Genomic DNA, 12,871 nt, shown 5'->3' on the forward strand with positions numbered 1-12,871 from the left:
CCCATTAAGAAAGTTGAAGCCATCGCTCCGATTGAAACACTTGCACCACAGATTTTACCTTCACCTGTAATTACTGCTTCATCAAGATTATTGACAGACTTCATGTGAGAAAGTTTAGCTTCATAACCTGGGAAATCAAGTGGATTACTAATTGGTAAATCCACATCAAACTCTATAAAGCTTCCTTTATCCAGAACCATATTAAGCCTTGTTTTGGGAGCGATTCGAAAGTAATTATTGCAGTTTGGACAGATATAGTAATTTGCTATAATATCCTCTGTATAGATAATTTCACCACATTTCTCACATTTTTGAAATAATCCATCTGGAACCTGTGGTTCATTCATCATATTTTTAACTTTCTCATTTCTTCTGGTTTCTTTCTCCGATGCGTTTCCAGTTTTCTTAAACATTCCCATTGTAACCTCTATTCTGGCGTTTTAGCGCCTTCACATAACGGTCGCAACTTTGTGCGCCATAAACTAACCCCATTGCAGTATTATTCTCTATTAAGAAAATATTCTACAAAATCGGTTGTTATATTTCCTGTTTGAAATTGTTTATTCTGTATTAACTGATAAAGAAAATCTGTATTGGTTTCAATACCATCAATAATTAATTCGCCCAGGACACCCCGCATCTTAGCGATAGCTTCCTCTCTGGTTTTATCATGCACCATCACTTTTGCTATCAAAGAATCATAGTATCTCGGAATGGTATATCCCTCATATAACATCGTATCGATGCGAACACCAAAGCCTCCTGGCATATGAAATTCTGTCACAGTACCAGGAGACGGTAAGAACCCTCGTTCAGGACACTCTGCATTTATTCTGCATTCGATTGCATGCCCCTCAATCCTAATATCCTCTTGTGTAAAGCTTAACGGCTCTCCTGCTGCAATTTTAATTTGTTCCTTTATCAAATCAATTCCGGTAACAAGCTCTGTAATTCCATGCTCAACCTGAATTCTTGTATTCATCTCAATAAAATAATAACGATTTTTATCATCTAACAAAAACTCAATTGTTCCTGCGTTCGTATAATTCGCTGCTTTTGCTGCTCTAACTGCTATCTCTCCCATTTCTTTACGTAGAGTTTCACTAAGAGCAACAGACGGTGCTTCTTCTATCATTTTTTGATGTCTTCTTTGGATAGAACAATCACGTTCACCAAGATGTACTACATTGCCGAACTGATCAGCAAGTATCTGAAATTCAATATGTCTCGCTCCAGAAATGTATCTCTCCAGATACATCGTATCGTCTCCAAAACCATTTTTCGCCTCTTGTCTAGCAGTTTCAAACAGATTATCAAATTCCTCTTCTGAGTGTACAATACGCATGCCACGACCGCCACCACCTGCGCTTGCTTTGATCATAATCGGATAACCGATTTCTTTTGCAAGAGCTTTCGCCCTCTTTATCTCGTGAAGTGGTTCTTTGGTTCCTGGTACTACTGGAACATTGGCCTCCATCATGGTGTTTCTTGCACATGCCTTATCTCCCATACGATCAATTACATCTTTATTTGGTCCGATAAATGCAATATTACATTTTTCACAAAGTTGTGCGAACTTACTATTTTCTGATAAAAATCCGAAGCCTGGATGAATTGCCTCCGCCCCAGATGCTAGCGTTGCACTTAAGATTCGTTCCATCTTTAAGTAACTATCTTTCGCATATGCTGGACCGATGCATACAGCTTCATCTGCTAATTGGGCATGTAGTGCTTGCTCATCTGCTGTAGAATATATCGCAACAGTTTGAATTCCCATCTCTCTACAGGCACGGATAATTCGTACTGCTATTTCACCACGATTGGCTACTAAAATCTTCTTAAACATAAGAACCCCCATTCCATTGATACCCCGAAAATTTGGGCAATAGCACCATATTTGCCAAGTGAATCGCTTATTAATTCACTTTTCTTAACGTATTACAAACGTTAATTCTGCCTCAGCAAAAACCTTTTCCTCATCGTATGCTTTTGCGGTAGCTACACCGATTGGTCCTTTTTGCTTTAGTAAAGAAACCTCTAATGTTAACACGTCACCAGGTGTCACCATGTTACGAAATCTCGCCTTATCAATTCCTCCAAAGAACGGAACTTTACCTTTATTTTCTTCTAAGGATAGCATAACCACGGAACCCACCTGGGCTAATGCTTCTATAATTAAGACTCCTGGCATCACCGGATTTCCTGGATAATGTCCAGTAAAAAATGGCTCATTAAAAGTTACACACTTTCTTCCGATAGCACGAATCCCTGGAACTAATTCTAAGATTCTATCTACCAATAAAAATGGGCTGCGGTGTGGAATTATATCCATAATTTCTTTACTATTTAATACCATAATAACCTCTATTCTGGCGCATTAGCGTCAATTCTTATCGTTAGCAACTTTGTACGCCAGTACAAATTACTTAACATCCATTGCAACTAGTAAAAGCACGCTCTGCGAACTTTTCATAAACATTTTCTTGTTAATTTTTCTATAGTGGGCGGATACGAACTAGTTTCTGATCAAATCCAACCATCTCCTGATTTTTCACTAAGATTTCTTCCACAAAACCATCATATGGAGACTCAATTTCATTCATTAGCTTCATAGCCTCAACGATACCAACAACTTGACCTTTCATCACTTTATCTCCAACATGAATGAATGGTTCTTCCCCTTCTCCCTTCGCACAGTAAAAGGTGCCAACCATCGGAGAAGTAATGATGTTACATGGTACTGTATCTTTTAAAATGCAATCTTGTTCGCTGATTGCATTAGCTGCCTCTACCTTAGTAGCATCCGTTATCAGTAGTTCGTGATTTAATTCAAAAGAAAGCTTTGTCTCTCCCTCTTCATAAGTAAAAGAAGTTAGCTTCGAAGAGGAAACTGCCTCAATTAATGCAATAATATCTTTAATTTCCATAAGATCCTCAATTCTGGCGATTGATCGCCGATTTCTTATTCTACATATTTTTTTACTAGAAGAGTTCCATTGTGTCCACCAAATCCTAGAGAATTGCTAATTGCCACATTTACCTTTTTGTCCGTTCTTGCTTCCTTCGTATAATCCAAATCAAGCTCTTCATCTGGTACGCTATAACCAACTGTCGCATGAATAAAATCTTCCTGTACAGATTTCACGCATACAATAAATTCAACAGCACCAGCAGCACCTAACAAATGGCCTGTCATTGATTTCGTAGAATTTACATTAAGGTGATAAGCATGCTCTCCAAAAGCCGCTTTAATTGATTTTGTCTCGAATAAATCATTGTGATGTGTACTTGTTCCGTGCGCATTAATGTAATCAACGTCTTCTGGTTTTAAGCCAGCTTCTTTCACCGCAAGGAGCATGGCTCTCATTGCGCCTTCTCCATCTTCAGAAGGTGAGGTAATATGAAAAGCATCTGCTGTTGCTCCATATCCAGCTACCTCTGCTAAGATATTAGCTCCTCTTGCTTTAGCATGCTCTAAGGACTCAATTACAACTACACCAGCTCCCTCTCCCATAATAAAGCCGCTACGTTCTTTATCAAAAGGAATGGAGGCTCTCTTTGGATCTTCCGATGAACTTAATGCTGTTAGTGCTCCAAATCCTGCGATACCAAGCTTTGAAATCGCTGCTTCCGTACCACCACAAACCATAACATCTGCATCGCCACATTGAATCGCACGGTATGCTTCTCCAATGGAATGAGTTCCTGTCGCACATGCAGTTACTACGTTAATACATTTTCCCTTTAGTCCGAAATTAATAGATACATTTCCTGCTGCCATATTACTTATCATTAGTGGCACAAATAATGGATTGGTTCTCTTAGGGCCGTTATTTAAAACTTTCTCGTATTCCTTTTCGATAATCACTAGGTCACCAATACCGGAACCAACAGACACACCAATTCTTGTTCTATCTTCTTTCTCTAAATCAAGACCGCTAGATTCAATTGCTTCCTTTGTTGCAGCGACTGCATATTGACAGAACTTTTCCATACGTCTTGCTGACTTCCCATCCATATAGTCCGCTGCATTAAAATTTTTTACCTCTGCTGCTAACTTTGCACGATAATCAGTTGTATCGAAATAAGTAATCGGTCCAAAACCTGTTGTTCCTTCTTTAATATTACTCCAAAAATCTTCCACATTATTTCCGATTGGAGTAATCACTCCCATTCCTGTAACTACTACTCTTTTCATATTAATAACCATGCCTTTCCATAGCCTGCAAACTTAAGGTACAGGCACAAATTACATTCCCATTCCACCATCAACTTGTATTACTTGCCCCGTAATATAAGCTGCTTTATCCGATGCTAAAAATGCTACTGTCTCTGCTATATGAGCGACATCACCAAACTTCTTAAGAGGTATTTGTGTAAGTACCATCTCTTTCGCATTCTCTGGTAAAACATCGGTCATCTCCGTTTGTATAAACCCTGGTGCTACTGCATTCACGGTAATCCCACGAGAACCTAATTCCCTGGCAGCTGACTTTGTCATTCCTATCACACCAGCTTTGGATGCACAATAATTTATCTGTCCTATATTTCCAATCACACCAACGACAGATGAGATATTGATAATCCTTCCGCTTCTTTGCTTAAGCATCGGACGAGTCACTTGCTTAATACAGTGAAAACAACCTTTTAAGTTCGTATCAATAACTGCATCAAATTCTTCTTCCGACATCTTCATAATAAGGTTATCCCTTGTAATACCAGCGTTATTTACTAAGATATCCACTTGTTTAAATTCTGCTAATATATCAGCAAACATGACTTCTGTAGCTTTTGCATCCGAAACATCTGCCTGATAAGCGACTGCTCTTCCGCCTTCGCTTATAATCTTTTGTACTACTTCTTCGGCACGTTCCTTGGAACCACAATAATTAACTATAACCGTTGCTCCATAGCTAGCAAGTGTCAATGCGACCTGGCGTCCAATTCCTCGGCTTCCTCCAGTCACCACTGCAACTTTATTCTCTAACATATTATTCCTCCATTTAAGTGTGTAGTGTGAAAGAACAAAGTTCTTTCACACGGATATATGTGTCTGCGTCGTCTTCGGCACATATCCGCCTAATACAACCATGTTTTCAAGTGTCTACTGGGCAGGCACATATATCAGCCTACTGCAGGCAGTTTACAATGTATAAAAATGACCAATATCAGATTTTGTTATGAGTAGTAACAAAATCTGATTGGTACGAATACAATACGAATCATTATTTATAAAACATCTAGCTTATCTAAGTCTTCTATCTTTTCTATGTTAATTACTTGCATAGTACGATCAATCTTTTTTACAAATGAGGATAATGTTTTTCCTGGTCCAATCTCAACAAAAATTGTGATACCATTTGCAATCATTTTTTCCACACTCTGCTGCCAACGTACGGATGAAGAAACCTGAGCTGACAAACTATCTATGATAAGCTCTTTACTCGTGATATATTCTGCAGTTGTATTCGCAACGTAAGGAATTGCTGGATCATTTATAGCAATCTTTTCTAATTCCTTTCGAAGCTTTTCTCCAGCAGGAAGAAGCATAGGTGAATGGAATGGACCACTTACATTAAGCGGTAATACCCTTTTTGCTCCTGCTTTTTCAAGGCTAATCTTTGCTGCTTCAACCGCGGTATTTTCACCTGAGATTACGATTTGCCCTGGACAATTATAATTTGCAACGGTTACAATTCCTTCCGTATTGGCACAGATTTCTTCTACCAATTCATTGTTAAGCCCTAACACTGCTGCCATCGTACCTACAGATACTGGTACTGCTTCTTGCATATAGATTCCTCTTTTTCTTACAAGATAAATCACATCTTTTAAGCTTAGAACCTTACTCTGATATAGGGCTACATACTCTCCTAAACTAAGTCCGGCACAAACAGCTGGAGTAATATTCTTCTCCTTCATAGCCATTAGCATTGCTGTCATAGTAGTAACCATAGCTGCTTGCGTATATTCTGTTATATGAAGTCTTTCATCCTCTTCAAAAATCAGTTTTGTCATATCGAGTGATAAAATATCACTTGCTAATTCAAATACCTCTCTAGATTCCTTATAGGTATCATAAAAGTCTTTTCCCATTCCAGTATATTGCGCCCCCTGGCCTGGGAATAGAAATGCCACTTGTTTCATTTACAACCTAACCTCCAAGTAACTATACTTTTTAACTAAAATTCTCTCATTCAATGATAAATGAGGGGAGTTTCTCCCCTCGTTCTTATGCTGTTTGTACTCTCTTTCCAAACAATTTGCTTAACCACTTTTTCTTAGCAACCATACGCACTAAACTTATAATAACGACTAACATGGCTACTATCCCTGACACTACTGCAACCAATGCTTTCATCTTTGCTTGAACGGCATCTACCTTCTCTTTTACTTGTGCTTTTGCATGAGCAGCACGCTCTGATACAGGTTCATACGCAACTATATTGTCATATAGTTCTCTTTGCTCATTTATGGTTCGATATAATGTATCTGATATTACAAATACATTTCCCTTCTTAAACGGTGTTAATGTTCGCTTTCTTTTTGCAATGGTCTTTTGCATTTGAATGTCCCTCTCAGGATACTTGTTTTCTAAGAATTTGGTATCTAAATCACCCATTAGATCAATTAAGTAATTTTCCGTCATGTCTGCTCCCTTCTTTATATTAACTGAAATTCATTTTTCATTTTTGTACGTAAACGTGATAATCTACTATCCACTGCTGTAACAGACATGCTCATGGCATGTGCTATTACCTTGGAGGATTGCATATAATAATATTTTCTTATCATTAATTCCCGATCTTTCTCCGGGAGACTTGCAATCATTTTATTTAGCTTCTTTACATTTTCTCTTCGCATCATTTGATTTTCAATGTTCACACTTACATCGGGAAGCACCGATGCAAGTTCTGCTACATCTTCGGTATGTGTCCGATCTTCGTGCCTCTTAACGTCACGCAAACGATTGATTGCGGTGTTTCTGACTATTACCTTAAGGTAGGTAGATAATGAGGCTTTCGTATAATCATATTTCTCCGCATTCTTCCAGAATTTAAAATACGTATCGTTAACACATTCCTCGATATCTCTTACATGGTTTCCAAGGATACCAGCTGCGATATATACTAGCAGTTTCTCATACTTCTCTGCTAACAAGGAGAGTCCCAGTTGATTTTTCTTATTAATCAGAGAAAGAATTTCTTCATCGGTCAAGTTAACTGCCTCCTTCGAGTAACGATATAATAGTGGGATACGACAATGTCGTAACACTATAATAACGCATGCCTATCTATAAATACACTTGAAATAAAAATACCTTGCAACAATTTTTTAATTTCCTGATTTCCATGGTGAATCATAATACTTACCAGAGTTTGGAGCTCTCGTTGGAAGTGGAGCTGATGTTGGTAATGGAAGAGGGGTTGGTGTTGGTCGATTTGCATAGTGAATCGTCGCTTCTTCCTCCGTATATAACGCCTCCTTGGTATAATTCATATTACCGTTCCATAAAAGCCACTCCGAGTAATCTGAATCATAGACAGCTTCAATCTGATCTCTGACTTCCTTGGAACCATATCGAATATAATGCTTAATCCAAGGAGCTGTAAAATCTTGAAGCCAAGGCCGTACCTTCGCCCGGTGTTCTCCTTCTGGTATTTGATTTAAAACCTTTCTGGAAGCATCTAACGCTGCCAGTATAAGATTATAAGGCTCTGTATCTGGATATTTAATTCCATAATATCCTTCCCCATAATGGGAAGGGTAAATCATAGGACATATATAATCTAAATATTTTGACATCTCTAAATAACTTTGTCCAACAATTTTTGCATCTACTGAGCTACTGATAATCGCTCCGTAAACATCCGCTGATACAAAGATACCTAATGGTCGTAACTTTTCACAAGCATATTTTACAAACTCTGTGATAGTTTCAATTTTAGTTTTTGTGCTAGCTTCTACTCCAAAATCAACATTTGCCATACCACTATCCGTTGAAAAACGAATGTAATCAAAATTAACCTCATCAAAACCAAGTGCAGCACATTGCGAAGCTATTCCAACTAAGTAATCCCATACTTCTTTTTTATAAGGATTTACCCAAGCTAACTTATCCTTATCACGAAAGGTAGAACCATCCTTTAGCTTAAGTGCAAGCTCTGGCCTTTTATCAGCAAGTACAGGATCCTTAAATGCTACAACACGGGCAATGAGATATACATCTTGTTCTTTAAGTTTCCTTATCAATCCATTAATGTCATTGATATAACCTCTTGTTGCATTAATATCAATGGCTGGCTGATAGTTCATCTGGTAAGTGATTCTCCCATCATCATCTTTAATGTCAATTACCATTGCATTAAGTTCCGTGTCATCAACTAACTTTAACAAATCATCGATATTTTTATTTGCCTTGGATGCTGTAATGTATATCCCCTTTGCTTTTACTGCATTTCTACCATCTTTAAAATTTGCCATCCAAACTTCCTTATCTTCTTCAGGCTCTAACAGTTTTTCCCCTGTTGGCCTTGCAATCCACATCCCATATGGTCCAGATGCCGTCCGTCCCGATAATTCCTCATGCTGATGTTTGATTAATTGATTTTCAGAAAGTTCACTTTTTCCCTTCCTATCTATCTTCGCTTTTGTATAAAAGAAAACGCATGTACCAAGTCCTAAAGCAATTACTAAGATGAGTAATGCTAACATCTCTCGCTTCTGGAAGCTCTTTCTACGCGCAGTAAATTTTAGTTTCTTACGTCTTGCATCAAAATCAAGATAACGATCTTTCTTTTTCATCCTACTCCTCATTCCTACGCATCTTTTTGCACATTCGAAGTTTGTGCTGAGGATTTTCAGGCACAAACTTTCGTGCGAAACTTAGAAATTCTTAGGCAGCGTATTTTGATGCCATAGAATCTCTTTTCACACTTCAATCTTATAGTAAGCCCTCGGATTGTATGCATTTTCTTAGTAGTTTTTAAGGGCTTTCGTCTGGAATCTATCGTTCTACACTTATCTTTTTAGCTGGCGTTGTATCTTTAAAAATATTTCTATAATATCAGGATCTAAGCTATGATTTGCCTCAAGCTTCATGCGCTGTAGTGCCTCTATATGTGCTCCCTCACCTTTATCTGCATAATCCCTTAACAAATTATCATACATGTTTACTACGGTCACAATTCGGGCAGATAAAGGTATTTCTTTCCCTCTTAATCCCATCGGATATCCTGTCCCATCATACTTCTCATGATGATACTTCGCTATGTCAATTGCCATCTTTAAGAAGTCATTATATTCACTTTGTGCATAAGCTTCGCTTAAATTTTTAGCTCCTAGTTCTGTATGTGATTCCAGTATCTTTTCTTCATCTATAGTAAGTTTCCCCTTTTTTTGCAAAATATTATCAGGTATGAATATTTTACCGATATCATGTAATGCGGAAGCAAGCTCAATCGTATCAATATAATCTTGTGAGATCTCAGCTTCGTATAAACCTGAAAAATGTAAACTCATTGCAAGAAGTCTACTGTTCTTTCCTATATTCTCAATATGATTTTCCCTTTCCTTATCTCTTGCTTCACACATTCTTGCCATCGCGTAGATCAGATTTTTCTCTTCCGTTTCTATCTTTTCCATCTGTTCTTTGACAAGTTTTTGAAGCTTTTGATTATACATCTCAAGTTCTTGCTGCATCCGATGTATTTTAAGATGAGTACTAATTCTAAGAGATACTTCTTCGTGTTCAAAAGGTTTACTAATAAAATCAACCGCACCAAGGTTAAATCCTCGTATTTTATCTTCAGTAGAATTCATCGCTGAAATAAAGATAATCGGAATATCTCTCGTTTTTGCATCTTTTTTTAATCTCTCACACCACTCAAATCCATCCATATCAGGCATAGAGATGTCTAATAAAATAAGTTGCGGTAGTGTTGCCTCAATTGCCTGTGTTGCTTGTTTTACACTAGTAACTGGACGTGCTACATAACCAGATTTTCGTATCATCTCTGTCAACACAATTAAATTTGCGATCACATCATCCACTATAAGAATATTTGCTTCCTGTATTGTCTGCTCTCCTAATTCCAAATCATCCACCCCATATATTCTATCATTCGCAATTACTTAGTTACGACTGTAAATAAACCTGCAATTTTATTATCTGTTTTTGAGTTCTCTCATAGTCTTCTTTTCTTACCGCAAGCTCTAGACGAAAAGCATTCTTTCTACCTTCCTGCTCAGATTCCGGTATCATTTTTTTAATAATACTTGCAAAATTTTCAGCCTTTTCCCAAGTTTCTAACTCTACACAGATAATTAGTTTTTCTAAATACTCTGCAATAGCCTCCTTATCAAGTACATATCGTTCCGGCAATCTCGGAGTTTTCACATTCTGTCTATCTCCGGAAATCACATTCCAAGTAGTGTTTTCCATAGTGAACCCGTTATTCCCCTCAAGTTTAGGTTCTGTCTCTATTTCGTAATCCTCTTTTACCACTTTAAATCGAACGGTAAAAGAAAACGTACTTCCCCTTCCTATTTCACTACTTACATGAATCCTGCCTCCCATTAACTCTACTAAACTTTTACTAATTGCAAGTCCAAGCCCTGTTCCGCCATATCTTCTAGTAATGGAGCCATCCACTTGAGAAAAGCTTTGAAAGAGCTTATCCTGATCTTCTTTCGATATTCCGATCCCACTATCAATAACCATAAAAAATAGTTCTACTTCATCTTCTTTTTGATCTGTATTGATTACTTCAATCACTATTTGTCCAACAGAAGTAAATTTTATTGCATTTGATATCAGATTACTAAGAATTTGCTCTAAACGTAGCTCATCCCCTAATATTTTTGTAGGAACGTTTTCCCCTATATTTACTTGAAGCTTTAACCCTTTCTCATTTAATTTCGGTATATGATAAGATAACGTATTCTTAAGAAAATTCGAAATATCAATTACCTTATTTTCAAGTTGCATCTTCCCCGCAGTGATTTTTGAAAAGTCTAAGATTCCATTAATGATATTTGTCATATTATCACAGCAACGTCTGATAATATTTACACTTTCTCTCTGACTTTGTGTTAATTCCGTACTTAGCAAAACATCTGCTAACCCTTTCATTCCGTTTACCGGTGTCCTTAGCTCATGCGTGATGTTAGCCAGAAATTCATTTTTTACTCCAGTCGCTTCCTTTAGTTCTTCTTTAACATTCTTTTCTCTTTTCATAACAGCATTCAGCTCTGACATATTCCGGGTGATACAAATGGTAACATTATCTTGTTCCTTCTCTCCCCATAATAATTTAATCCTTACAGGATAACAGGTCTGATTCTTTCTATATGCAAATGTTTCAATTACTGAATATTCCATCGTTTCTTTTACATCTTCTACTTCAAAACGATTAATAATCACATTATCATTATGTACTTTTAATGCTTTTGGAAATATGTCCATGATATTGGTATTAACTAATTCGTCCATATATCCAGTTTCTTGCATGGCAGCATCATTTGCATAAAAAATTTGCCCTATTTGATTAAAAACAAAAACCCCTTCTGCACAATGATTCAAAACTAAATCATAAGGAATATTGCACATGATGCACCCCCTTTACCATTTTCTTACCAATATGATAATTCACTCAAAAAAGTTTGTCAATGCGATAGCAGTTAGTATATCAATCTTTGGAAAATATGTTGACATTTTGCCATATTTTGTTATAATAATTGAAGAATACGTTTGCGCTACACGAAAGATTAAATGCAAGCGCTAAGAAAAGGACTTGGAGGTCAAATATGAATTTTAATATACGTTTAAAGCAATTGCGTCAAAAGCATAAATTGACACAGAGCGAGCTTGCTGAAATTCTTGGTTTAAAGCCAACTGCCGTATCAAATTATGAATCAAGAAGAAATGAACCATCATTTGAAAAATTAATTGCACTCTCCAGATACTTTGATGTATCGTGTGATTATCTGCTTGGTATTTCAGATGCCTATCTTCCCGTCGGCGGTGAAGTTTTGGATAAAGATATCGTGGATTTCTTTAATCTATATCAGCAATTAGATTCTAATAACGCAGCAGAATTAAAGAATTTTGCGAACTACCTACTATACAAACAAGAATCCTCTAACGAATAAGTTACATAGGCGGTAGTAAAAGGCCAAGTGTTCCAATGTCCCATAGAAAAAATTGAAAGCTCAATCGAGGTTAACTCGATTGAGCCTTCTTTTGCATAGTGGACGTTAAATAGACTTTGTCTACCAAGTTAAAATAAAAAAGATTTTTATAATAATATAAAAAAGCATTTGGGGAAACTTGGCACTTTTTCTATTGATAATATTTGTATATAATGGTAATATATTCTAGTATAATATTATAATATAAGGAGAATTGGTATATGAAGACAGCAAGATTAGTAATTGGTATTATTTCAATGGTTTTATTTGCATTTGTCTCATTTCAATCCTGTGCAGCTGGCGTTGGTAATGCATTAGTGAATAATGGAGAGTCTAGCGGATCAGCTGGAATGTTAATTGCATTCTGTTTTCTAATAGCTGGAATTGTAGGGGTAGCTACCAGAAACAAAGGTAAAGGAGGAGCAATGACTGCAGGTGGTTTTTATGCACTAGGCGGTATCATAGGTCTTACAACTAGCAGTACTTTATACGGTGATTTGAAAGTATGGGCTATAGTAAGCTTAATTTTCGCAGCAGTTTTTATCTTTGGAGCCCTTAAGCAAAAGACAGAAAACACTCCAAACGCTTAAATCAGATTTATACGACTGAACTACATATAAGAGTAAAAGCCCCTCGACATGTGATATACCCCCTGTCAAGTAGACAGGTCAAATATCTA

Annotated in this window: 13 protein-coding genes and 1 pseudogene; 2 read left to right on the plus strand and 12 right to left on the minus strand. The window is 37.0% G+C overall.

The features are described 5' to 3' along the window. The 12 genes and pseudogenes from RTP52_RS10080 to RTP52_RS10135 form a co-directional block, all read right to left on the minus strand. Positions 1-419: pseudogene (locus RTP52_RS10080) on the minus strand (acetyl-CoA carboxylase carboxyl transferase subunit beta); the annotation flags it as partial. Between the two features lie 80 nt (positions 420-499). Further along, complete coding sequence (locus tag RTP52_RS10085) at positions 500-1,846, minus strand: acetyl-CoA carboxylase biotin carboxylase subunit (protein WP_312104360.1); 1,347 nt, start codon at positions 1,844-1,846, stop codon at positions 500-502. An 84-nt stretch (positions 1,847-1,930) separates the two neighbouring features. After that, entirely contained in the window at positions 1,931-2,356 is a 426-nt protein-coding gene (gene fabZ, locus RTP52_RS10090; RefSeq protein ID WP_312104358.1) for a 3-hydroxyacyl-ACP dehydratase FabZ, read from the minus strand. Between the two features lie 139 nt (positions 2,357-2,495). Next, positions 2,496-2,927, minus strand: a complete 432-nt coding sequence (locus tag RTP52_RS10095) for an acetyl-CoA carboxylase biotin carboxyl carrier protein (RefSeq protein ID WP_312370988.1) — start codon at positions 2,925-2,927, stop codon at positions 2,496-2,498. A 35-nt stretch (positions 2,928-2,962) separates the two neighbouring features. Further along, on the minus strand, positions 2,963-4,198 hold the full coding sequence (gene fabF / locus RTP52_RS10100; RefSeq protein WP_312371007.1) for a beta-ketoacyl-ACP synthase II: 1,236 nt from the start codon (positions 4,196-4,198) through the stop codon (positions 2,963-2,965). Between the two features lie 51 nt (positions 4,199-4,249). Beyond that, the gene (fabG, locus tag RTP52_RS10105) at positions 4,250-4,990 is read right to left on the minus strand and encodes a 3-oxoacyl-[acyl-carrier-protein] reductase (RefSeq protein ID WP_312104353.1); all 741 of its coding nucleotides are present in this window, start codon (positions 4,988-4,990) and stop codon (positions 4,250-4,252) included. Positions 4,991-5,229: 239 nt separating this feature from the next. Next, positions 5,230-6,147 carry an ACP S-malonyltransferase gene (fabD, locus tag RTP52_RS10110; RefSeq protein ID WP_312370990.1) on the minus strand — a complete coding sequence of 306 codons (918 nt, stop codon included), beginning with the start codon at positions 6,145-6,147 and terminating at the stop codon, positions 5,230-5,232. A gap of 85 nt (positions 6,148-6,232) precedes the next feature. Next, the gene (locus tag RTP52_RS10115) at positions 6,233-6,649 is read right to left on the minus strand and encodes a hypothetical protein (protein WP_312370992.1); all 417 of its coding nucleotides are present in this window, start codon (positions 6,647-6,649) and stop codon (positions 6,233-6,235) included. A gap of 14 nt (positions 6,650-6,663) precedes the next feature. Then, positions 6,664-7,218, minus strand: a complete 555-nt coding sequence (locus tag RTP52_RS10120) for an RNA polymerase sigma factor (RefSeq protein WP_312104344.1) — start codon at positions 7,216-7,218, stop codon at positions 6,664-6,666. 117 nt (positions 7,219-7,335) lie between these two features. Then, complete coding sequence (locus RTP52_RS10125; RefSeq protein WP_312370994.1) at positions 7,336-8,805, minus strand: putative glycoside hydrolase; 1,470 nt, start codon at positions 8,803-8,805, stop codon at positions 7,336-7,338. Between the two features lie 216 nt (positions 8,806-9,021). Next, a complete protein-coding gene (locus RTP52_RS10130; RefSeq protein ID WP_312370996.1) occupies positions 9,022-10,107 on the minus strand; it encodes a response regulator in 1,086 nt (361 codons plus the stop codon). A gap of 31 nt (positions 10,108-10,138) precedes the next feature. Then, positions 10,139-11,611, minus strand: coding sequence for an ATP-binding protein (locus tag RTP52_RS10135; protein ID WP_312370998.1), 1,473 nt, complete (start codon positions 11,609-11,611; stop codon positions 10,139-10,141). Between the two features lie 197 nt (positions 11,612-11,808). Between RTP52_RS10135 and RTP52_RS10140 the strand changes: the two genes are divergently transcribed. Further along, positions 11,809-12,153 carry a helix-turn-helix domain-containing protein gene (locus tag RTP52_RS10140; RefSeq protein WP_012198541.1) on the plus strand — a complete coding sequence of 115 codons (345 nt, stop codon included), beginning with the start codon at positions 11,809-11,811 and terminating at the stop codon, positions 12,151-12,153. Positions 12,154-12,413: 260 nt separating this feature from the next. Next, positions 12,414-12,782, plus strand: coding sequence for a hypothetical protein (locus tag RTP52_RS10145; protein WP_312104335.1), 369 nt, complete (start codon positions 12,414-12,416; stop codon positions 12,780-12,782). Positions 12,783-12,871 lie beyond the last annotated feature (89 nt).

Origin of the sequence: Lachnoclostridium sp., assembly GCF_031997925.1 — a bacterium.
Classification (GTDB): Bacteria; Bacillota; Clostridia; order Lachnospirales; family Lachnospiraceae; genus Lachnoclostridium.

Bases quoted from the DNA above. Each gene is read 5' to 3' on its own strand.
- fabZ (WP_312104358.1), bottom strand. From the start codon at position 2,356: ATGGTATTAAATAGTAAAGAAATTATGGATATAATTCCACACCGCAGC.
- RTP52_RS10095 (WP_312370988.1), bottom strand. From the start codon at position 2,927: ATGGAAATTAAAGATATTATTGCATTAATTGAGGCAGTTTCCTCTTCG.
- RTP52_RS10115 (WP_312370992.1), bottom strand. From the start codon at position 6,649: ATGACGGAAAATTACTTAATTGATCTAATGGGTGATTTAGATACCAAA.
- fabD (WP_312370990.1), bottom strand. From the start codon at position 6,147: ATGAAACAAGTGGCATTTCTATTCCCAGGCCAGGGGGCGCAATATACT.
- RTP52_RS10145 (WP_312104335.1), top strand. From the start codon at position 12,414: ATGAAGACAGCAAGATTAGTAATTGGTATTATTTCAATGGTTTTATTT.
- RTP52_RS10125 (WP_312370994.1), bottom strand. From the start codon at position 8,805: ATGAAAAAGAAAGATCGTTATCTTGATTTTGATGCAAGACGTAAGAAA.
- RTP52_RS10085 (WP_312104360.1), bottom strand. From the start codon at position 1,846: ATGTTTAAGAAGATTTTAGTAGCCAATCGTGGTGAAATAGCAGTACGA.
- fabF (WP_312371007.1), bottom strand. From the start codon at position 4,198: ATGAAAAGAGTAGTAGTTACAGGAATGGGAGTGATTACTCCAATCGGA.
- RTP52_RS10140 (WP_012198541.1), top strand. From the start codon at position 11,809: ATGAATTTTAATATACGTTTAAAGCAATTGCGTCAAAAGCATAAATTG.
- fabG (WP_312104353.1), bottom strand. From the start codon at position 4,990: ATGTTAGAGAATAAAGTTGCAGTGGTGACTGGAGGAAGCCGAGGAATT.
- RTP52_RS10135 (WP_312370998.1), bottom strand. From the start codon at position 11,611: ATGTGCAATATTCCTTATGATTTAGTTTTGAATCATTGTGCAGAAGGG.